Here is a 19,941-nt window from a genome sequence, read left to right as displayed (position 1 = left end):
CTCATTAGCTCCCTCCTAATTCAATTGAAATATTTTTATTTCTTAAAACGGAAGATCATCGTCGCCGATGTCGATTGACGAGCTACCAAATGTATCATATTTTGGTTTACTATTACGATTATTGCTATATGAATTACCTGAAGAATTGCTTTGTGGGCTTTCTTTACTCTTTCCTCCAGGGAAACTAAAGTTACCCACAACAACCTCAGTAACATATTTTTTATTTCCTTGTTGGTCTTCATAATTTCTTACTTGGAGTCTTCCAACCACTAAAATCTCGTCGCCTTTTTTAAAGTAATTAGCAACTGTTTCAGCTGTTTTGCCCCAAAACACAAGGTTGATCCAATCGGTCTCTCTATTTCCATTGGCATCTTTAAAGTCTCTTGTGACTGCAATACTTACCGATCCCACCGCTTTCCCTGATTGCGTATATTTCAAGTCGATATCTTTACCTAATTTTCCTTGTAAAACTACATTGTTTATCATTTGAAGTCCTCCTTTAAATCTAATTCGTTTTCTAGCGTTGTAGTAATCGTTTCTAACGTTTCTTTATAATCTTTGATAGTTTCTACCATCACACCTTCTGATAGTACATAGTCTCGTTGTATCGCTACTAAAGCTTTACTTAAGTTGCCGTAGTATCCTACGAGCGACTGTGACTCTTTCTTGTTGCCTTCCTTGTCAATTAAAGTGGATATTTCCCCATCTTGATTTCTACGAGCCTTATTAACAATCACTTGACTACTGTCACTTGTGATTCGATAGTCTAAAACTTTCATATTCAACATTATTTACTCCCCCAAATTTTTTATTGATCTCTCACCATTCACTATTTCGATTGCTTGTTCTAAATTCCAAGCGACACCGTTCAATATCTTGTTATCCTGTGCAGCATTTAAAAATTTAATCTGATCCTCGGAAGGCTTACCTTTGCCAATTTTCACTTCTACAAAGAACAGCTTGCCATCCGTACTTCTTGCCCCAAATAAATCGGGGAATCCTTTTTCTAAGCCTTGTCCTCTTGTTTTATGAGTTAGTTTCTTGCCTGAGTCCACTTGCCAACATTTGTGACCTAAACGTCGCAGTTCCTGTTTAATCTGCTTTTGAAGTTCTAATTCACTCAAATCTCTATCACTCCATTTTCTTTCTCATATTCAGCTATATCTATCGCAAGCCACTTTGTTTCTTCTGCTAGATCCGTTAAGTCGTTCTCATATAAAATCGCAACTTGCTTTTCTAGCAGCTTCACCAACTTGCTTCTCTTTAATTCATTTTCTTTTAGAATTGCTAGGTAAGTTTCACCGTCCATTAGCCTCTCCATTCATCAAAATCAATGCTGAAATCCATGTGCTTTTTATCAAAAATGAAAGGTGCTATACCTGTCATGCCTTCTCTATTTTTAGCAACGTCGCAACGTATCTTTTGGCTATCTTTTTCATCAGCAGATAGTAACAAAGTCACGTTTGCATCTTGTTCCAGTGATCCTGACTCTTTCAAATCGCTTAGCATCGGGCGTTTGTCTTGCCGTTGTTCGACCGCACGACTCAACTGAGCTAATAAAATGATCGTAATGCCGTAATCAGTCGTGAGTTTTTTTAGTTCTCTAGTTACTTCATTCATTACTTGTCGTTCATTTTTGCGAGTATCATTCACTGTTATCAGTCCTGCATAATCAACAAAAGCTACATAGCGCTTATCTCCAATGCGCCTTTTGATTGCATACTTAATGTCATTCAAATTCGAATACTCTGAAGTGAACACTCGCATATCGAATGATCTCTTCATAGCCTCATATGCTTCTCTTGCTTTTACTTTGTTTTCTTGACTTAATTTGTCTTTTCCAACGAATAGTAACGAATTGATATTAGTCACTTTAGAAACTAAGCGTGTCATCAGTTCATTTTGACCCATTTCAAAAGTAAAGAAGTCACAAGCCACATCATTATTTTTAGTAAACAACTCATACATAATGTTTAAAGCGAAAGCTGTCTTCCCAGTAGCAGGCCTTCCAGCCAAGACAATCAACTTACCTCCTGTTATTCCACCACCCAAGAAATCGTCTAGTGGTTTATAAGTTGTCATTGCGTTGCTAGGTCTATCCAAGCTATCGCAAAATTCAGCAAAGGCTACGTCTAATCTGCCATCAGACTTGATATGATTGACCTCACGCTTTTCTTCTAGCAGTCGCTGTAACTTGTCCCCGTCTGTTTTAGAAAGCGTCTGAGCGTAATCTGTGGACGCTGTGTGTAATTTGCGGTCTAAGTAGGCATTGTGTATCTGTCTCGCTAACTCTCTTTCGATTCCTAGTTGAGGAGCTAAACCTTTTAACGTTTCGAGATCATCAACTGTGCCAGCGCTAAACAGATCAATACTTCTCATTTCTCGATAGACTTGTTCTGTTGTGTAGTTCATTCCTCTAAGTCGAGTCAGTGCTTCTACAATCATTTTTTGTTGAGGACTCTCAAACCATTCAGAATCAATATCAATGCTCGTAATGATCGATGGGTTGTTTAGCATTTCTGCAACTAGACTAAGTTCATTGTTCATATGCTTCAGCTATCTTTCTTTGTGATTCTGCTATTTCATCAGATATTGAAGAACTAATTTGTGGTCTGTATTCATTCAAGTAATCATCAAACTTGTTCCCAAAGAGCGTTGCTGGTCTTAGGTATTTGTTCATCTCTTGATTGTTTATCCACTGACCTGTTTTTACATCAATCACTTTTTTAAAATCATCAAGCCTTTGACCTTCATTCCATCTTGCTTTGATCAGGTCTTTCCATTTTTGAGTAACTTTAAATGATTTGCTTGTTTTGTTGTTCAAGTATTTGATGATCTCGCTATATGGTATTTTCTCTTTATCTATATCTTTTTCTTTATCTAATTCTTTATCTATATCTGTTGCGTTAGTCTCCGTTAGGTCTAACGTTAGATTAACGTTAGAATTTTTATTCTTATCGTAATGCTTTTTAGCTCGTATTCTGTTCTGTTCCCGAACCTTCTCCATGCCTTCTATATTCTGATGTTTGCTCCAATTAGTGATCGCTATACTACCGTCTGTATTTAAGTCGATCATATTGAATTTTTCCAATGTGACTAAGGCTAATCTAACAACGTTTACTGGTTTACCGAAAAGTGTCGATAACATTTCTTCTGAGTAAGGCATATTCCGTTGTATATAGATCAATCCATCATCATTAGTTTTACCAGCTAGCACTAGAAGTCGTATCCAAATGACTAAGATTGCATCGGATTCAGGCACCGCTTGGATAAGCCTTACTTTCTCATCATCAAACATTGTTGTTTTCAGTTTTATCCAACTTATTTCTGCCAACTTCTTACCCTCCAATCCTTAATTTTTTGATTTCTTCTTGACTTAGCTTAATGCCAATTACGTGATGTTTATTTTTAAATGCTGCAATTCCGATTTGATGCTTTTCTTGATGGTGGGTTCTACAAAGTGCTGCAAAATTAAATTCTGTGTGGTCTACCTCACTTCGCTTTCTTCTTCCCAAAGCTTTATCAAAATGGTCAATATCAGCATTCTTTTTACCGCAAATACAACAGGTTCTTGTCGTTACGCATTTATAAAAATAGTATTGTGTGTTTTGTGGTGGTATCTCATACCCTTCACGAAATGGAATATCGTTTTCAAAGATGAAATCTAATATCAATTCAGACAATGTAGATACTTCATCTACTGAACTTTCCGATTCATTCGATAAACTAATGTCTTTACCTGTGAAGTACCTAAATTGCCAATAAAACACGTCTTTCAGGCTTTCTAAAGGCTCTCCAGTATAAATGTATATATCTTGCATTAAAGCGAACACAAAGCGTCTCTGTTGCGGTGTAAAACCACGAGGATCTTTTATGAATAGTTCTGCTTGACGCTCGCCATCAAAACCGTTGAAAATCGTCTTTAATCGGTCGATATTCAATTCTTCTTTTAGTTCTAATACAATTTTATTACCTGATATTTTCACTATCTTTGTGAGATAAGTTAAGTTGTTCATTTACATCACTTCTTGTACTTTGATTGTTTTTCAAACTCTTGTTGAATCTTATTTGCTGCAATTTTAAAGAGTCCACTTTGGTCATAAGTCATGTCACTGATTTCTTTAATCTTTTTGCCTAAACGATTGTCTTGGTTCGTGTACTTGTTGACTGTGTTTATTAGTGTCTTTTTATTTTCGTTTCCTGTGATTTCATCTAATCCAGACAATATTTTTTCTAATTTCTCAATCTCTTTTACATCGATTTTAGGATGATCAGGAATATCTTCGCCTTCATATAGATACAGTGCTACTCCATGTTTTGCCAAAGCCTTAACGAAGGCTCGCTTCAAAGCTTTGTTTATGTCTGTTGAGGTTGGTTTTAATACCGGTTGGCCTCGAAAATTGATAATCGCGTAGTTTTCAGTCTCTTTTTTTCCAAATAAAATAACTGAAACTTTTACCATGTATCCGTCTCCTGTTTGACGATAAGGTTTTAATTCAGTAATAAGGAAATCTTGTTGTTGCCCGCTTAAAACATGATAATGCTCGAACTCATGCTCAATAATTTCGGCATCAGGATCAATAATTTTCATGACTTTATGAGCGGCAGCCCAACTTAGATATTTTAAATAAATCTTATCTCCGGTCTTTTTGTCGGTGCCGCCTTCTTTTGTTTTTATGTCATTTTCATAGTCTGTTTGAGAAATCTCTTTAAACGTTTTTTTCTCACTCACCGTATAATTCCTCCATTTCTTTTTTGAAGTCCTTACCGTTTTTATATCTCACAAGCTCCGCTCGCTTAATTTCTTCTTCAAAAAGATCAAGTGTCTCTTGCGCATTTTCAAAGAGTAGATAGAACTCTTTAGTTTTTATTTCAGTTTCAATTTTCAAGTGCCAAATAGCGTCGGTGTTCCAAATTGGCGATTCACTATCATCTTGATTACATTCAACATTCTGTTTTAACTCAGTATTTCTGAACCCATTTTTGATTGGCTTCATTTCTTCATCAGGAGCTTTTGTGATGCAGTCGTCTAGCTTCACTTTCTCTTTTTCTGATAGCATGTTATAATCACCTCAAATCATTCTTTGTTTGCTCACTAATTGCTTGCCGGCGTAGTGAGCTTTTTTTGTTCCCACAATTTTCTTCGTTCAATATTTTGTTGCGCTAGTATTGTTGATTGGTTGCGAACCCACCAACGATCAGCAATAATCTTTCCTATTTTTAGAGCTTCTACTCTATTCATCCACGATCACCGCCTTTCAATTTGATATAATGGTTTAAAAACTGGATGGTGAAAAAATTGGCTTTATCCGATTGGGTTTCTTTGCTATCGTTATTAGTTGCAATGTCGTCTATTTCTTTTGTTTTGTACGATCGATTCAAGGCGTTGCCAATTTAAAGGCCAAAACGTTTGAGTACGATACTTATAATCGAAAGTATGAATCCTAATATTCCTAGATATAATCCGATATCAGAAGCATTCTTAGGAATGAAATTGTTTTTTCTTAAGTCCTGAAAGAGCCATATAGAAAATTCTTTTATTTCTCTGATAGTAACTTTTACATTTAAAACTCTTCTCCACACTTTTAGTCAGCCCCCTCGGTTGGCTTTTTCTTTTCCCATCCAATCACTAAAAAGAAAAGTAGAATGTAGCCGTAGGCCAGCCAAATATTGACTAATGTAAAAACTGGTATTGCGATCATCGAAAGCAGTATCGTTTGAAAATTTAGTCGTTTCATGTTGCGTACCCCCTACTGGCCCAACTCATTTACTTTCTGTTGGCTCAAATTTGCTAACTCCGCCATGCGTGCGTCTTTTTGTGCTGAATCGTTTTGAGCGTTAGATAGTTCATTACGCAGCTTATCCGCCTCTTGCTGTTTCTGCGTGACTTCCTGTTGCTTAGATTCGACTTCACGTTGTTTAGCTTCGATTTCAGACTGCTTCGCATTGACCTCGTTTTGCTTGTTTGCCAATTGCTGTTTCAAACTGTCTAGTTGATCTTGCAGGTTCTTTTGTTGACTAGTCGTTTGATCAAGTTTGCTTTGAACGTCTGCTGCCTTCTGTTTGTTCTGCGTAGCAATGTTAGCTAGTTTGTAGATGTTCTGTTCTACAGTTGTTGCGTTATCGAAGAACCCAGCGCCTGCGGCGAATCCTACAGTTGATCCTAGAAACAATGCAGCGGTAACTCCTAGTGCAATTTTTTTATTTTTCATGTGGTACTTCCTTTCTGTTGTATAATTTTCTTATCAGCAAGTGGTCTGCTGAAATAACTGATAAGGTGGTGAAAATCTTCTGGGTAAAAATGTTAAAATTAAAGGTCTTAATAGTTTGAAGAAGAAATTAAGCGACACTGAAGGCCTAGCTAAAGAATTAATCGATAGTAAAGGTGGAATTGACGCTAAATGTCCAAAATGTCATAAAACTATTAAAGTCCCTACGTCTGGAGTAACTTGTTCTTGCGGTCAAAAGATTACTCTTGAATTAAATAAGTAAGATCAAGCTCTGTTGAAGCTAATTCGTCTGCCAACGTTTTGGCTTCTTTTAATAGTTCGACATATCGTTCTGCTTTAGCCGTAGCTTCTTCCACTCCAATTAGCTCGATTTTTACAGTTAATTTTTCTTCTTTCATCGTTATGCTCCTTTCTATAAATATTTATTCGCATCTTTCCATCTCAAAAACGCTTCAAATTTTTCAATCTCATACAATGGCAATCCACCGGTAGGATTAATATATCCGCTAGAAAATTTTGGATTTAACTTGAATTCTTCTGCGTAACGTTCAAAAGTTCGTTTACTTTTCTTTTGAAAACCGAAGTACAACATCGCTTGTTCTTTACATGCGAATTTTTGAGTGACTGTTGTAACTTGTATTGCTTCCATTTTTAAGCCTCCTCTAGTAAATCGATTTCTGGTAAATATCCTTCTGATTTCATCAACTCATAAATGAATAGCCGACCTTTTTGCGTCCACTTCGTATTCATCACGATTTTAGGCGTTCCATCAGCTTTGTAGATCTCGGTAGTGTGGGATTTCGTATATCCTTGATTCATATGTTTCTTGTACAGTAACCATTGATCGCCGACTTTTCGTTGTACAGCTAATCCATGCAACAGTTTATTAAGCTGACGTGCTGACATACCATAGTCTGCTGCAATCTGACTAGTCGTGACGGAATCTGTAGAGGAAAGAATACTATCTAAGTAAGTAATCTTTGGTTCGTATTCAGCCACTTTTTGTTCGAGGAACAATTTTTCTTCTTCAAGATCAGCGGCTAACCGTAATGCTTCAACAAACGATTGTGGCATATTGGAATAACTTCCTGTTTTTCGGATTGCTGGGAGAACATCCTCCATAACCCATTCTTCGAATTTTTCTGCATTCGGAAGTTTAGACTTGATTACTAGTCTATAGACGTCCGACTCCGGTATAATCTTGAACTCTTGACGGCGACCTAGCGAATCGCGACCCCATGTTTTAATTGCCTTTTTACAATGTTTATTCGTAGCGTCACTTGGATTTTTGTAACCTAGTGTTTTAGCAACGTCATTTGCAACAAGATAAGGTGTATCGTTAACTAACAATGTTCTGACTTCACTTTTTTCAAAATTAAAAATTTGCGGTGTATTCATTATTCTTGTTCCTTTCGTTCGTTATTTAATAAAAAAATAAAAAATGTTTCACAAAAATATTCTTTATTTATAGTGATTCATGAAATAGAATTTCATAGAGTGTTTTTGTAATGTTTCACAAACTTTTTAATTCTTTTTAAGTTTTTATCCCGTTGACTTATAGTCACAACGCAAAGAGACTTATAGTCACTTGATAATTGATATAAATTTATTTTAGTGCCTTTTAGTCACAATTGTCAGCAAAAAAAATATTTACATCTTTTGCTTTAAATCCCATAACATCAATCATTTTACAAAAATTTTCGATTGATAGGTTTCTTGATCCGTTCTCATATTTATAAATAATACTTGAACTTTTATTCAATTTTTTCCCCATCTCAGCTTCAGTAATACCGTTAGCAATACGTTCAGCTTTAAGTCGTTTTAAATTTATAACAACCACTAATTTCACCTCCTCGTGTTTTTATAAGAGCTTATGGACAAATAATAACCTGTTTGTGACTTTACGTCAACACAATATTGCAATTAATTTTATTATTGTGACTATTTGTCCAAAATGTTATTATTTAGTTGACCAATTGGTACGGAGGAAAGTTATGAGAACTAATAAAGAAATAGTTGAATTAGTAAAAAAATATAGAACAGAAAAAAATATGAGCCAAACTGATCTCGCTAAATTTTTGCATATTGATAGAGCTAATATTGCTCGTTGGGAGTCCGGAGCAAGAGATATCCCATTCGACAGGTTGCCTCAAATAGCAGATGCATTAAATATAGATTATTGGCATTTAATAGGCGCCCAAGCGCCTTCTTTGGAAGGTAGAATTCCTATTAAAAAGTTTGGTAGTGTAAAGGCGGGACCTAATGGATTAGCTTTCCAAGAATTTTTAGGGTATGAATACTTTGATAATGTCTCTAATTCAGAAGATTTTTTCGTTTTAACTGTAGATGGAGATTCAATGAGCGGTGACGGAATTAATAATGGTGACGAGGCCCTAATAAGAGCAACAAATGAAATAGAATTCAATGGGCAGATTGCAGTCGTTATTATTAATGGAGATGAAGGAACTCTCAAACACGTTCATTTTAATGACGGTGTATTGATGTTAGTACCTAGCAATCCGTCATACAGCCCTCAAATTTTTGCTGGGTCTGAACTTGAAAATGTAAGGATTGCTGGTGTATTAAAAGAAATAAAAAGAAAATACTAAGGAGGAATAAAAAATGAAAAAAGTAGTGTTGGTATTATTGTTCTCTTCATTTTTAATTGCGGTCGCTGGATGTTCGACCACAAATGAAGCTGAGACAGAAGAAAGCTCGTCATCCTATAATATAGACGATGAGTTTGAAGAGGCAAAACAGCAAGTAGCTTCAGAAGAAGCGTACGAACCAGAATCTGAGGATGTCAGTGAAAGTAGTTCAAGTTCTAAAGTTTCTGCATCTATCGGACAAAGTCAGCCATTTACTAGCGAGTCTGGCGATATGATCGACGTTAAAATCGATTCTGTCGAGAAAGACATGGGTGATGGAGACTATTATGTCCCTGAAAATGGCTACTATGCAAAAGTTAATTTTACTGTTACGAACTTAGGGGACAATCCTTTCGAAGTTACTGCTCATCAATTGGATTTTTATGACGGTGACAACATGAAAGCAGAACTGAACTCTAGAGAGTTTTATTCTGATACAATCCAACCTGGCAAATCAGCTAACGGCGTTGCGTATTTTGATGTTAAAAATGATACGCCTGATTATGAAGTGTATTTTTCCGATGCTTCTTGGACTGGAAGTTATTAACCTTGCCCCACTTTCGGGGCTTTTTAATCATGCAAAAAAAGAACATACATTCGTTTAAGGAGTGACGACCATGTGGGTTGAGAAATTACCGAATGGGAAATTTAAATACATAGAGCGATATGTTGACCCCTACACCAGAAAAACAAAAAAAGTATCTAAGATATTAGCTAAGGATACAGCGCAAGCTCAAACACAAGCTCGTAAGATTTTAAATGAGAAAATCGATCAAAATCTCAAAAAAAGAATGTATGAAGGCGTCATTCCAAAAATCAAAGAGGAGTTCGAATATGTTGATGCTTTAATTGATTTAGCGGACCCTCCACTTTTTCAAAACTATTTTGATTCTATGGATCGATCGTATGGATACAAGAAGCATTTTAAGAGCGTATTCAATTTGTCTTATGAATATGCTATTTCTATGGGATATATCGATGACAGCCCTCTTGCTAGAGTGAAATTGATAAAACCTGTTGTCACAATTGACGATAAACAAGATATCTCACAAAAATATTTAGAATACGATGAAGCAATGTTGTTGATTAACGAAATTAGAAAAGATACCCGATGCAGGCAAACTGCAGATATTTATGAATTACTGCTGTTGACAGGTATGCGAATAGGTGAATTGTTAGCATTAAGGCATCGTGATTATCATAGTCAATCATCCACGCTAGATATACATGGAAATCTTCATTACCTTAGTGGGATTAAAAATTCATTTGTAGGGCCAACAAAAAATACTAGCTCATACAGAACAATTATTTTGTCTGATCGAGCTAAAGAGATAATTGAGACTAACATTGCCTTAAATGAAATTAAATGGGGCTTCGGAGAAGAAGGTTTTATATTCGTTGGAAACAGAGGGACACATAGAGTACCAAATAACTTAGTCGTAACCCTAAAAAAAGCAAATGAACGTCTAGGCGCTAAGAAGATAAATAAGAATCTTAATAATCATATTTTTCGGCACAGCTATATCTCTTTACTAGCTGAACTTGGAGTAGCACCAAAAGCAATTATGGAACAAGTTGGACATAGTGACTTGAAAATTACGATGCAAATATATACTCATGTAACAAAAAAAGCCCAACTCGATATCGCTAGCAAGTTGAACACTTTAAAATAGTTTGCCCCTTTTCTGCCCCTTTTGCCTTTTAAATAGTTTTATACACGCTATAAACGTTGGTATAAAAGGGATTATACAGTAAACTGCCATTTGCCTAGCGATAATTAATAATATCTGCTGCACGTTTTTCGCCGATTCCAGATAACTGCTGTAATTCAGTTGCATCTGCTGTATTGATATTAATTTTTTTATTCGTATGCTCCGTGTTGCTTTGTGTTGAATTTGTTTCTTCGTTAATAGACGGCATTTCCTCCCCTACTTTAGGTATATAGACAATTTCTTGATCTGTTAACAACTTTGAAAAATTGATTTGATTTTGATCCGCTTCGGCAGTAAACCCTCCGGCTAACTCAATAACATCCATCAAACGCATCCCTTCTTTGATCCGATACATGCCAGTGCTATTCACTGCTCCCTTAACGTCAACATACCATTCTTGGTTCACAATATTAGTGGTTTCTGATACTGATTGACTGTCTGTAGTTGAAAAAATCGTCGACTGAGGGATTGTTTCTTCTTCTTTTTGAAAGAATAAGAAAGAGAGACCACATAAAGTGATGGGAATGAGTAATAAGTATGGATATTTTTTTAAATAATCTTTCATCATAACCTCCTTTACAAAAAAGTACGCAAAGGAAATAACTAAATGAAGTCTTCCTTTGCGTATTTATAAACTTATCCTTACATTCCAAGTTCCCTGATTGAGTGAATACCGTTCCTTAACGATTGATCAAAATTTTTTTCAAATAATTTATTAAATGTATAATGTTCTTCTAATACAACGATATAATCGTATTGCTTGAGTAATTCAATGAATTCTTGTTCTTCAAGTACAAAGTCTTCCCTTCCTTCGACATTTTCACTAAACAGAAAATATTTTCCTACAAAATTAACTAAATAATTCTCAACGGCTGTCTTATCTGTAGTGACTACCAGAAAGGAATCGGAAGATTTTTCAATCGTATCTAACTTCATTTTTTTGAAACGACTGGGAATTGATTGATCAAATTGGGTAGCATTGAATAATAGTCCATTGCTTTCTGAGAAAATAAACAATGTCGAAACAAAAATCAAGATTGCCGTGGTGTACTGATAGTTCTTTTTGGTTTTCAAATTTTTAAATCCTTGATGGTTTCTCTTAACAATTCTTTGCTCATACATATTTTTATCGATTTCATTAATCAAGACAAAAACGGCTAATCCCAATGCAAATATGACAATACTAGAAGTATAACGTTCAAAACCGGCTAAATAGAGCGCTTCATCAGTCGGCATTGAAAATAAAAACATTGCCAGTATCGAAGCATAGTAACAAATGATCACGAGATTTATTCCTAACCAATACCATATAATATTCGTCTTACGTTTCAATCGGTAATGAATAACTAGCCCCGTTCCAATCAACAATAAATTGGTTAAAAGAATTCCTTGTGTAGATTGCGTTGAAAGATTTAAGACAGTCGAATAGAAATTTGACCAAATAGCGGCTACTTCAGAAGCCGTTTTATCAGCTAATAATTGCTGATACGCTGAAACAGACACTTCATGTTTTGAAACTGGGAACGTCTGCTTTACATGTAACATCCACACAAGTATGGGCAGTATTGCTCCTATTAGACCTGAAGTAATCATGCCAATTTTTTTAAAAATTGAATGTATCGAATGTTCAGTTGATAAAAAAATAGTCCCTGCATAAATAAAGAGGACTATGACCGAAAAGAATAGCCCACTATTTTTCACTAAATTTAAGACTGCTAATATCAATATCACATAGATCAAAGATAACTTTGGTCGGTCCCTCATCGTAACAACCCCTGCAATCGCTGCTAACGCTAACAAAGGCAACAGAAAATCCACCAATAAATTATTCATACGAATCGCAATGTTATAGTAATTGATAACCGCAAAATAAGAAAATAAGATTGCTGGAAACAATAGCCTTTGCTTATCTCTTAAAATTGAAAATGTCGCATAAATGGCCGAGAAGATAAATATTTGTTGTCCAATCAAAAGAACTTGATCCGAAAAACCAGCAATTTTAGTTACATAATATAAAAAGAGCGAACTCCCCAGTGGATATGAAGTGAATGAAATAATCGTATCTGAAGCAGTCGGAAAACGATTTTCTGTAAAAAGAAATTTAACGATCAGCGACCAATGAGAAAAATTGTCATAATGTTCTAACTTGTTAATCATCAACGCAGAAGCAATCAAGCCAAAATAAAGTCCTAGCCAAATGATGATCCAATTAATCCGTTTGAGATGAAAAGACTTCTGCCTAACTTTATTTATTCCTTCATATCCGCTGAATAAAAGACCTATGACAAACAAACTATAGGTACCAACTTCTAATAATTTAAAATAACCTAAAATTTGTAATATCAAAATGATCGATGCAATTGCTGACAGTCCACTTAATTCTTTAGCAACTCCTAGGCCATTTTTGAAAAATAAAGATAGACCATAGATCGATAGCAATACCAAGCTAAGCCGCAAAATTATCACTAACATTTTCTATCTCCTTTTCTTTAGCCCACTGTTTTACTTCTTCGATGAAAGTAGGGTGGTGAGCAACCTTGTGTAAATTTGTTACTTTCAATTTATATTTATTTCCTGCTAGTGCTTTTTCTGCTTCTAATTGCAAATGAATCTCCCCTAACTTCCAAGTGAAGTTTTCGCCAATTTGAAGAGTCTGATTCGTTTTCGCCGTTATATGCTGAAAATCAAATTCATGAAAAATAAATTCATGATTTTTAATCGCTATGTGTTTTTCCATTGTTATTATCGGTGCCTTTTTTACCTGGTCTGTCTTTAAGCGCTTGATAAATATTCTTTTTTCAATGTTAATCACAAATCGTTCGAATGGTGTGATCCAAACATCACGAAATTGTGGTAAACTTTGGTTGAAGCCATCATAAATAACCTGCAAATAATTTAAATAATCTTCTTCTGTATTAGGCTGAAGAGTTAACCCATAGAACCATTCCTCATGATATTGAAAGACTCTCGCTACCTTCCCAGTAAATGTCGCTTGATAACCATTTTTTTCGATCTCGACTTTAAGATCTTTTTCTGGAAAATAAAGAGGATTTTCCGATACAATCAGCATGCCTTTTTCTGAAATGTTTTTAGTTTTCAACATAAATGTTTGATCAAAAAAAGAAATAGTTACATCATTTTGACAGTCAAAACGCTCAGTTTCGCGATGGATGGGTCTTCCCAAAAAGAATAAGACCGAAAAAGTGAGGTTGAAGATATGTGTCAACAACCAAAAAGTAATAATACTGCTATAAAACAATTCTGAACCAAATTTTCCATAGTTAAAACTGATTAAACCATAGACAGCTAATCCCAACATTAATAAATGGGGAATGATATAAAAAAGATCTTTACGTGATTGTTTTAATGTTTTGTCAGTTACTTTAAACTTCTTTTCTTTAATCCCTAATGCTTGTAGTAGTACCGGTACCACCAAGTATGGGGCAATAATTGTTTCTTGAACTTCACCCCATCTTTGGGTCCGGATATCACTGGATAAATCTTGCATCGCTAAATGTAAAAAGTAATAACTGGGCAGCCAAAAAATAAGTAATTGCCAAAAATTAGCTTTTACGACCATCACATTAAAAACTGTAAATAAAATAGGCGCTGCAATATAAATCAACCGACGCAAAAACGACCACCAATAAAGATAACTATTAAAAAAGACCAGTTTTTGTTTGATTGTTAAATCTTTATTGGTGAGTAGCTGCAAATTCTTTACACTTTGAACCACTCCGCGCCCCCAACGTACCCGCTGTCTAATCACACTAGAGATATCTGTGGGTGTTAACCCACTTGCCATGGGCTCAGCCGTTGAGATACTCGTGTAACCCTTACTATTGATCAAGATACCCAGCTCGAAATCTTCCGTAATCGTCGCCGTTGGGAATCCTCCTGCATCGACAATTGCTTGTCTTGAAATTAGCGTATTTGACCCCGTATAAATAGCTGCTCCTTGTGCATTGTTTAAGACATTCACTTCTCTTGAAAAGAAGTCTTGTTCGTTAGGGATACTACTTTCTGAGAATAAATTATATTGAAAAAGATCTGCATTATAAAAACTCTGAGGGGTTTGAACTAAGCCTAATGGTTTTATTTCTGCATCTTCTTTTCGATCTGCTGCATTTTGAACATAATAAGGAACAGTTTCCAATAAAAAATTAGAATACGGAATCATGTCTGCATCAAATGTGGCTACCAACGGTGAACTACTATGATTTAAAGCATTATTCAAGTTTCCCGATTTTGCATGCTGATTATCTTCCAATCCGATATAACCAACCGAAAATTTAGCTGCTAATGCTGCAACCTCTGGTCGGTTTGAATCATCGCAAAGATAAATATGTACTAATTTTTTATCAGGATAGTTCATCCGTGTAGCAGCATTTACCGTTTTTAAAAGTAAATCTACTGTTTCATTATGAGTAGCGATAAAGACATCAATAGCAGGAAACGCTTGTTCTTCTACTTCCGGCTTTTTTATTTTCTTTGCATTTTTTTTATTCCAAATAAGAATCACGGCGGTAAAATAAGAAATAATTTTGCTAATCCATAATCCAATACCAAAGACAATTGCAAATAACGATTCTCCCCAAGGTAGAGTAAATATTCCACGCCAAGCTAGATAAATTACGGCAGTAATGAATGCAATTATATATATTAACCCTTTAGTTTTTTTTAGCCGAATAACCATATTTTTCCTTCCTAAAAATAAATTTTTTTTGTATTTGATAGCTTAATAGAAACAAACAACTATCAACGATCACTTTTATCATGACTGAATAATTTTCAAAACTGGTAGCAGATAATAAATACACCAGGATACTTGATACACTAATTTGAGCAAATACTAAACCAAAATATTTAAACAAACTAAAATCTGACTCTTTTTTGAATACTATACTTTTATTTAATAAATAATTGATAGTTGATGACATGATCCGAGCAGAAATTGCTACTATCACCACTGTTGATAGTGTAAAATTAGTAGCTAACGTTATCAGTAATCCGTATGCCAAAATATCTACAGTAAAGGATAATAATGCAGAGATCAAATATCTAAAAAATTGAAATCTTTCAGAATCAAATAAATATTTAATGAAAACAGAATAAATCGAAATAGAATCTGAAATGGCTCTAAAATGAGATGTTTCATTGTCATTGATATAGATTGTTTTGATAGGTTCGCAAATAATCGGCCAACAATGTTTTTTTGTCTCGATCAGCATACGCAATTCGTATTCAAACCGTTCACCTTCAACCGAGAGCAGTTCCTTCATATACTGACGAGGAATCACCCTTAGACCAGTTTGTGTATCCGTGATATTAATTCCAGTAGAAAGCTTCAATATCTTACGAGTAAGAACATTTCCGAATAGGCTTCTAAAAGGAACCTTTCCTTCAAAGGTACGAGTTCCCAAAATCAATCCTGTGTTTTCTTCTTGCGCACGATGGATGCATTTATTGATATCTGAAAATCTGTGTTGACCATCTGAATCTACTGTTACCATGTGTTTGATATGTGGCATATTAGCTAAGATGTATCGCATAGCCGTTTTTAGCGCTGCCCCTTTCCCGTAATTCTCAGAGTGCTCAAGAACTGTACATGAAAATTGGTTCTTTGCATTTTCAAATATATGTTGAAAATGGAGCGGGCTCCCATCATTGATAATAAGTATTTCCGTTGAAATTTGTTCCTTCAAATTAGTTAGTAGATCTAATAATTTTTTATCTGGTTCAAGACTAGGTATGACAATTACTGTACTATTCATAAAGATCTCCCCTCGCTTAAATCAACTTTTTTCTTCTAGAATCAAAAACAATAATTTGATTCCTACCATTACGTTTTGCCTGATATAAGGCCTTGTCAGCATTATCTAATGCATACATTAGATTGAATTCACACGATGAGCTAGTTTCAATACCAGATGAAAAAGTCATCATTCCAATTTGATAGTTCGGTAAATCAAAATCATAATTTTTCACAGTCTCACGAACTTCATCCATTAAGTTTTTAATTTCTTCTGTACTATTCGAATAGAAAATCAAACAAAACTCTTCGCCACCAAAGCGATAAAAAGTGAATGGGATAGTTGTTTTTTCCTTCAATAACTGGCGAGTCAGATTTGAAAACTCTTTTAATAGCACGTTACCCGCAATGTGTCCTAATGTGTCATTGACGTTTTTAAAATGATCCAAATCAATCATCACCACAGAGACATTTTCCTTTTGCTCATTTAACTTTAATAAATCTTCCGTAAAAGATGCATAATTGAATAATCCAGTCAATTCATCAAATTTTGATCTCTTTTCTCTTTCAATCCACTGCTTTTCTTCCATTCTGGTCTTTTTATATGAAAACATTGAGAAAAAATAAATTAGTGTACTACCCATTAGTATCATCAAATAGATCTCTGGAGTTAATGGCTCTTTTGTAATGATGTAATTACTCAATAAAACCGAAAGAATAATTGTTGGATAATAAATTAAGGCGAAAATATACGGTTTAGTAAAAATATTTAATCGAATCAAACATTTGACTAACAACGCTATACACGTACCAAATAACGGGATCATCCAAATATTTGGCAATTCGATTGCTGAATTATTGTTATAATACAAAACTTCTATCAGCGATGATAAAATTATCAAAAACGGTCCTATTTTCTTAGTAAACGTGACACTAGCAATCATTGAAAGACTATACAAATAACAAATAAATCCCACAAGATTATGAGAAAAAGTTAAAATAAAGTATTGATGCGTAAACAATATAAGAACAATAACCATACTTTGAAAAAACTTATTAGCGATGTTTTTTTCGATATTATGAATAAACAAATCGGCAGTAGCTAACAATCCAGCAATCATTAAAGGAAAAAGAAACGCTGTAATCAAAAAAGTGCTTATCATTTAATTTTCAACTCCTTATTTGACCATAGATATCCTTGCTGTAAAAAAATTTTAGCCTCAATCAATTGTTTGGACAGTTTTTTATTTTCAACTCCTTCAACAATAAAACGTTTATTTTTCCCCCTAGCAATGGCTGCCCATTTTTGCGCTTTTTGGATTTTATATGTTATTTCTTCACGTTCAAATGGCAATAACGAAAATTTTAGAATCTCAATTTGATTTATATTAAAATCAATAGATTCAAGAGTATTCAATCCTATCCCCACATCGTCAAATGCGATAAAGTACCCTAACAATTGGATGCGTTTAAGACTTTCTGGCAAAATTGTTTCATAATACCTTTGTGAATCAGATATATTGATATTATGTTCAGTTATTTCTATCAAGATATTTTTTTTAAAAATTTTCATTGTATTTAAGAATGTCCAAGTCCCTGCGTAAGATAGTTGAATTGGATGAAGATTGAACGTCAGTTTGATTTTTGAATACGTTGATAAAAAATTTGTAATTTTTTCTGCATACCAATTTAAAAAAAACGTATTACCTTGCTCATCATAAACTAACTGCGAAAATTCGATATTTGGAAATTCATCAGTAATTGACGAACGTAGCAATACCTCATACATTTCAATTTCCTCAGCCTCTTCACAAAAAGAAACAATTGGCTGAAGTGATAAATAAAAATTTGACAGCCCATGCTTCAGATAATTGTTTTTCATAAACTGTTCGTCCTCTTTGATTCTCATTTTCTAATCAGCCCACCAATCATAATAATATAATTAAATCTATAATATATAATATTAAAATAATGTTTTAATCCTATCTATGCTTATTTTTTTGTTTTTTATAAAAAAAATTAAGCCGAAAAAACATATAATAAATATTATCAAATAAAAAAACACAGAAAAAGATACAGTGATGAAACATGTATCTTTTTCTGTGTTTTTATTATTCTACTTTAAACTTTCTCTCTATTAGCCTGAAAAAATACTCTTAATGTGATTAAGATCAATTAGTAATGTTGTTGTATTCCCTTTGATCTAGACGTATTTTCCTTCACCTCATCATAAATATGTTTCCTTAATTCTTCATAATCTTTTGATTGTGGTATATATGGTATTCGGTAATTTAAAATAGCACAGTTTCTGATTGGATAGTTACTGATTATCATATCAGCTCTGTATCTCACCAATAGTTTATCTGTTATTTCATGAGTCGAAATAAAAATCAATTCTACTAAATCGCCAAGATAATCCGTTAATTTAGTCTCGAGTAAGTTTGATAACCCCGTTTCACCAGAAAAAGAGCACACAACTTTTTTATTTGTTCTGCTAAAGTAGACAAATCGGCTAGTTATTAAAGTTAAATGAGTAACTATACCATCTATAAATTTAATTTCAAATGACAATTGATCTTTATATTCAAGAATTTTTTGCTTCCACAATTCAAATATATCGATATTTTCTTGGAATGTATAGGAAACTAGCGCATCGGTAGCCAATTGATAAATTGGTGAAAGTTCAGTCAAATCACGAATATTTTTTAAATAGGAAAAAACGGAAAAGTGAAAGTCCCCATATCCGCTCATCTGTAGGGATTTAGCTGTTTCTTGGATCATCCGATAAAAAATTCCATCTGTTTCATCAAATGGACGATCACGATGCATCGAACGATTTTTACTTTCACCAGAATAATCAACAGTATCTAATATTGTTACATACGCCCAAACAATTTCTTCAAGCGGCAAAACAGTATTTTCGATTAAATTATTTTCAATCAAACGATACGTTTGTTCAAATTTTGCAAATTCTATTTCTTTGGAGATAGCTTCAACTTTATCCGCAGAAATTTGTACGTATTGTTGATTACTGATTCTAATCCGCGCAATAGACAACCATCTAGCCAATTTATAATACGTTGTACTTAGCAATTGTTTTTGCTTTTCAGATAATATTTTCCGCATTTCTTGTAATAATTTTTCATTTTCCTCGGTGTCAGGATCTAAATGTGCCATAAAAAATTGGCGAAACTCAGTGAATAAAATATTAAAAAAATAACGTTTATTACTTTCGTTTCCAATTAAATCTACTTCATAAAAACTTAATTTTAAATCAAAACGCGCTAGTATTTGATTATAATGTTCAATTCTACTTCTAATTGAGCCTTCTGAGACAAAATATATTTCTGCTATTTCAGTGAGTTTGAATTTTTTATTGTACAATATATTTTTAAATAAATTATACATGACATTATCTCTCGCCACTTCTAATAGAAAATCTTGAACCAAATATCCCGCATCACAGTTTAATTTTAATTCATGAGCATCATATTCAAGATGAATATAATCAGGAATTCGGTTAATTAAATTATCAATATCTGTATTAAGTGTTATTTTAGTAATTTCTAACATTTCATGTAAAGGGCCACGATAAAATG

The 19,941-nt window shown here is 34.0% G+C and carries 26 protein-coding genes; 3 read left to right on the top strand and 23 right to left on the bottom strand.

Annotated elements, in window-relative coordinates:
* Positions 1–42: 42 nt before the first annotated feature.
* From RV04_RS11970 to RV04_RS11905, 16 genes are all read right to left on the bottom strand, one after another.
* Positions 43–486 carry a single-stranded DNA-binding protein gene (locus tag RV04_RS11970; protein WP_071858700.1) on the bottom strand — a complete coding sequence of 148 codons (444 nt, stop codon included), beginning with the start codon at positions 484–486 and terminating at the stop codon, positions 43–45.
* On the bottom strand, positions 483–788 hold the full coding sequence (locus RV04_RS11965) for a hypothetical protein (protein WP_071858699.1): 306 nt from the start codon (positions 786–788) through the stop codon (positions 483–485). Before RV04_RS11965 ends, RV04_RS11970 begins: the two co-directional genes overlap by 4 nt.
* 3 nt (positions 789–791) lie before the next feature.
* Positions 792–1,124 (bottom strand): VRR-NUC domain-containing protein, encoded by a 333-nt coding sequence (locus tag RV04_RS11960; RefSeq protein ID WP_071858698.1) that lies wholly within the window; start codon positions 1,122–1,124, stop codon positions 792–794.
* Entirely contained in the window at positions 1,121–1,309 is a 189-nt protein-coding gene (locus RV04_RS11955) for a hypothetical protein (RefSeq protein WP_071858697.1), read from the bottom strand. The genes RV04_RS11960 and RV04_RS11955 overlap by 4 nt, the downstream gene beginning before the upstream one ends.
* Complete coding sequence (locus RV04_RS11950) at positions 1,309–2,547, bottom strand: DnaB-like helicase C-terminal domain-containing protein (protein ID WP_071858696.1); 1,239 nt, start codon at positions 2,545–2,547, stop codon at positions 1,309–1,311. The genes RV04_RS11955 and RV04_RS11950 overlap by 1 nt, the downstream gene beginning before the upstream one ends.
* Entirely contained in the window at positions 2,537–3,334 is a 798-nt protein-coding gene (locus RV04_RS11945; RefSeq protein ID WP_071858695.1) for a phage replisome organizer N-terminal domain-containing protein, read from the bottom strand. Before RV04_RS11945 ends, RV04_RS11950 begins: the two co-directional genes overlap by 11 nt.
* 4 nt (positions 3,335–3,338) lie before the next feature.
* Positions 3,339–4,016 (bottom strand): putative HNHc nuclease, encoded by a 678-nt coding sequence (locus tag RV04_RS11940; RefSeq protein ID WP_071858694.1) that lies wholly within the window; start codon positions 4,014–4,016, stop codon positions 3,339–3,341.
* 5 nt (positions 4,017–4,021) lie between these two features.
* On the bottom strand, positions 4,022–4,732 hold the full coding sequence (locus tag RV04_RS11935; protein ID WP_071858693.1) for a Sak single strand annealing protein: 711 nt from the start codon (positions 4,730–4,732) through the stop codon (positions 4,022–4,024).
* Positions 4,725–5,060 (bottom strand): hypothetical protein, encoded by a 336-nt coding sequence (locus RV04_RS11930; protein WP_071858692.1) that lies wholly within the window; start codon positions 5,058–5,060, stop codon positions 4,725–4,727. Before RV04_RS11930 ends, RV04_RS11935 begins: the two co-directional genes overlap by 8 nt.
* Positions 5,061–5,095: 35 nt before the next feature.
* Positions 5,096–5,242: a hypothetical protein gene (locus RV04_RS13295; RefSeq protein ID WP_169818211.1), complete on the bottom strand. Its 147-nt coding sequence runs from the start codon at positions 5,240–5,242 to the stop codon at positions 5,096–5,098.
* A 343-nt stretch (positions 5,243–5,585) separates the two neighbouring features.
* Positions 5,586–5,738, bottom strand: coding sequence for a hypothetical protein (locus RV04_RS13290; protein WP_169818210.1), 153 nt, complete (start codon positions 5,736–5,738; stop codon positions 5,586–5,588).
* 12 nt (positions 5,739–5,750) lie between these two features.
* The gene (locus RV04_RS11920) at positions 5,751–6,212 is read right to left on the bottom strand and encodes a hypothetical protein (protein WP_071858690.1); all 462 of its coding nucleotides are present in this window, start codon (positions 6,210–6,212) and stop codon (positions 5,751–5,753) included.
* Between the two features lie 257 nt (positions 6,213–6,469).
* Complete coding sequence (locus RV04_RS13285; RefSeq protein WP_169818209.1) at positions 6,470–6,628, bottom strand: hypothetical protein; 159 nt, start codon at positions 6,626–6,628, stop codon at positions 6,470–6,472.
* A 14-nt stretch (positions 6,629–6,642) separates the two neighbouring features.
* On the bottom strand, positions 6,643–6,879 hold the full coding sequence (locus tag RV04_RS11915) for a hypothetical protein (RefSeq protein ID WP_071858689.1): 237 nt from the start codon (positions 6,877–6,879) through the stop codon (positions 6,643–6,645).
* Positions 6,880–6,881: 2 nt separating this feature from the next.
* Positions 6,882–7,628 (bottom strand): phage antirepressor, encoded by a 747-nt coding sequence (locus RV04_RS11910; protein ID WP_071858688.1) that lies wholly within the window; start codon positions 7,626–7,628, stop codon positions 6,882–6,884.
* A gap of 223 nt (positions 7,629–7,851) precedes the next feature.
* Positions 7,852–8,070, bottom strand: a complete 219-nt coding sequence (locus RV04_RS11905) for a helix-turn-helix domain-containing protein (RefSeq protein WP_071858687.1) — start codon at positions 8,068–8,070, stop codon at positions 7,852–7,854.
* Between the two features lie 154 nt (positions 8,071–8,224).
* Between RV04_RS11905 and RV04_RS11900 the strand changes: the two genes are divergently transcribed.
* The 3 genes from RV04_RS11900 to RV04_RS11890 all read left to right on the top strand — a co-directional run bounded on the left by RV04_RS11900 (position 8,225) and on the right by RV04_RS11890 (position 10,551).
* Entirely contained in the window at positions 8,225–8,839 is a 615-nt protein-coding gene (locus RV04_RS11900; protein WP_071858686.1) for a LexA family protein, read from the top strand.
* Positions 8,840–8,852: 13 nt separating this feature from the next.
* On the top strand, positions 8,853–9,425 hold the full coding sequence (locus RV04_RS11895; protein WP_071858685.1) for a DUF4352 domain-containing protein: 573 nt from the start codon (positions 8,853–8,855) through the stop codon (positions 9,423–9,425).
* 70 nt (positions 9,426–9,495) lie between these two features.
* The gene (locus RV04_RS11890; RefSeq protein ID WP_071858684.1) at positions 9,496–10,551 is read left to right on the top strand and encodes a tyrosine-type recombinase/integrase; all 1,056 of its coding nucleotides are present in this window, start codon (positions 9,496–9,498) and stop codon (positions 10,549–10,551) included.
* Positions 10,552–10,645: 94 nt separating this feature from the next.
* On the opposite strand, the gene RV04_RS11885 is transcribed toward RV04_RS11890, so the two are convergent.
* The 7 genes from RV04_RS11885 to RV04_RS11855 form a co-directional block, all read right to left on the bottom strand.
* On the bottom strand, positions 10,646–11,155 hold the full coding sequence (locus RV04_RS11885) for an SLBB domain-containing protein (protein WP_071858683.1): 510 nt from the start codon (positions 11,153–11,155) through the stop codon (positions 10,646–10,648).
* Between the two features lie 77 nt (positions 11,156–11,232).
* Complete coding sequence (locus RV04_RS11880) at positions 11,233–13,062, bottom strand: hypothetical protein (protein WP_071858682.1); 1,830 nt, start codon at positions 13,060–13,062, stop codon at positions 11,233–11,235.
* Entirely contained in the window at positions 13,037–15,286 is a 2,250-nt protein-coding gene (locus RV04_RS11875) for a glycosyltransferase (protein WP_084405641.1), read from the bottom strand. Before RV04_RS11875 ends, RV04_RS11880 begins: the two co-directional genes overlap by 26 nt.
* Positions 15,261–16,364, bottom strand: a complete 1,104-nt coding sequence (locus tag RV04_RS11870) for a glycosyltransferase (protein ID WP_071858681.1) — start codon at positions 16,362–16,364, stop codon at positions 15,261–15,263. The genes RV04_RS11875 and RV04_RS11870 overlap by 26 nt, the downstream gene beginning before the upstream one ends.
* A gap of 16 nt (positions 16,365–16,380) precedes the next feature.
* Positions 16,381–17,505 (bottom strand): GGDEF domain-containing protein, encoded by a 1,125-nt coding sequence (locus RV04_RS11865; RefSeq protein WP_071858680.1) that lies wholly within the window; start codon positions 17,503–17,505, stop codon positions 16,381–16,383.
* Positions 17,502–18,224, bottom strand: a complete 723-nt coding sequence (locus tag RV04_RS11860; protein WP_071858679.1) for an EAL domain-containing protein — start codon at positions 18,222–18,224, stop codon at positions 17,502–17,504. Before RV04_RS11860 ends, RV04_RS11865 begins: the two co-directional genes overlap by 4 nt.
* Before the next feature lie 293 nt (positions 18,225–18,517).
* The coding region (locus tag RV04_RS11855) for a helix-turn-helix domain-containing protein (protein WP_143139508.1) at positions 18,518–19,941 on the bottom strand (1,424 nt) is incomplete at its 5' end.

Origin of the sequence: Enterococcus hermanniensis (genome assembly GCF_001885945.1) — a bacterium.
Taxonomy (GTDB): domain Bacteria; phylum Bacillota; class Bacilli; order Lactobacillales; family Enterococcaceae; genus Enterococcus_A; species Enterococcus_A hermanniensis.
Note: the sequence above shows the minus strand (reverse complement) of the source record. Positions and strands in the feature narration are given on the sequence as shown.

What these genes read in the sequence shown, in the direction of transcription:
- RV04_RS11970 (WP_071858700.1), bottom strand. Translation starts at nt 486, where the DNA reads ATGATAAACAATGTAGTTTTACAAGGAAAATTAGGTAAAGATATCGAC.
- RV04_RS11965 (WP_071858699.1), bottom strand. Translation starts at nt 788, where the DNA reads ATGTTGAATATGAAAGTTTTAGACTATCGAATCACAAGTGACAGTAGT.
- RV04_RS11955 (WP_071858697.1), bottom strand. Translation starts at nt 1,309, where the DNA reads ATGGACGGTGAAACTTACCTAGCAATTCTAAAAGAAAATGAATTAAAG.
- RV04_RS11950 (WP_071858696.1), bottom strand. Translation starts at nt 2,547, where the DNA reads ATGAACAATGAACTTAGTCTAGTTGCAGAAATGCTAAACAACCCATCG.
- RV04_RS11940 (WP_071858694.1), bottom strand. Translation starts at nt 4,016, where the DNA reads ATGAACAACTTAACTTATCTCACAAAGATAGTGAAAATATCAGGTAAT.
- RV04_RS11930 (WP_071858692.1), bottom strand. Translation starts at nt 5,060, where the DNA reads ATGCTATCAGAAAAAGAGAAAGTGAAGCTAGACGACTGCATCACAAAA.
- RV04_RS13295 (WP_169818211.1), bottom strand. Translation starts at nt 5,242, where the DNA reads ATGAATAGAGTAGAAGCTCTAAAAATAGGAAAGATTATTGCTGATCGT.
- RV04_RS13290 (WP_169818210.1), bottom strand. Translation starts at nt 5,738, where the DNA reads ATGAAACGACTAAATTTTCAAACGATACTGCTTTCGATGATCGCAATA.
- RV04_RS11920 (WP_071858690.1), bottom strand. Translation starts at nt 6,212, where the DNA reads ATGAAAAATAAAAAAATTGCACTAGGAGTTACCGCTGCATTGTTTCTA.
- RV04_RS13285 (WP_169818209.1), bottom strand. Translation starts at nt 6,628, where the DNA reads ATGAAAGAAGAAAAATTAACTGTAAAAATCGAGCTAATTGGAGTGGAA.
- RV04_RS11915 (WP_071858689.1), bottom strand. Translation starts at nt 6,879, where the DNA reads ATGGAAGCAATACAAGTTACAACAGTCACTCAAAAATTCGCATGTAAA.
- RV04_RS11910 (WP_071858688.1), bottom strand. Translation starts at nt 7,628, where the DNA reads ATGAATACACCGCAAATTTTTAATTTTGAAAAAAGTGAAGTCAGAACA.
- RV04_RS11900 (WP_071858686.1), top strand. Translation starts at nt 8,225, where the DNA reads ATGAGAACTAATAAAGAAATAGTTGAATTAGTAAAAAAATATAGAACA.
- RV04_RS11895 (WP_071858685.1), top strand. Translation starts at nt 8,853, where the DNA reads ATGAAAAAAGTAGTGTTGGTATTATTGTTCTCTTCATTTTTAATTGCG.
- RV04_RS11890 (WP_071858684.1), top strand. Translation starts at nt 9,496, where the DNA reads ATGTGGGTTGAGAAATTACCGAATGGGAAATTTAAATACATAGAGCGA.
- RV04_RS11885 (WP_071858683.1), bottom strand. Translation starts at nt 11,155, where the DNA reads ATGAAAGATTATTTAAAAAAATATCCATACTTATTACTCATTCCCATC.
- RV04_RS11880 (WP_071858682.1), bottom strand. Translation starts at nt 13,062, where the DNA reads ATGTTAGTGATAATTTTGCGGCTTAGCTTGGTATTGCTATCGATCTAT.
- RV04_RS11875 (WP_084405641.1), bottom strand. Translation starts at nt 15,286, where the DNA reads ATGGTTATTCGGCTAAAAAAAACTAAAGGGTTAATATATATAATTGCA.
- RV04_RS11870 (WP_071858681.1), bottom strand. Translation starts at nt 16,364, where the DNA reads ATGAATAGTACAGTAATTGTCATACCTAGTCTTGAACCAGATAAAAAA.
- RV04_RS11865 (WP_071858680.1), bottom strand. Translation starts at nt 17,505, where the DNA reads ATGATAAGCACTTTTTTGATTACAGCGTTTCTTTTTCCTTTAATGATT.
- RV04_RS11860 (WP_071858679.1), bottom strand. Translation starts at nt 18,224, where the DNA reads ATGAAAAACAATTATCTGAAGCATGGGCTGTCAAATTTTTATTTATCA.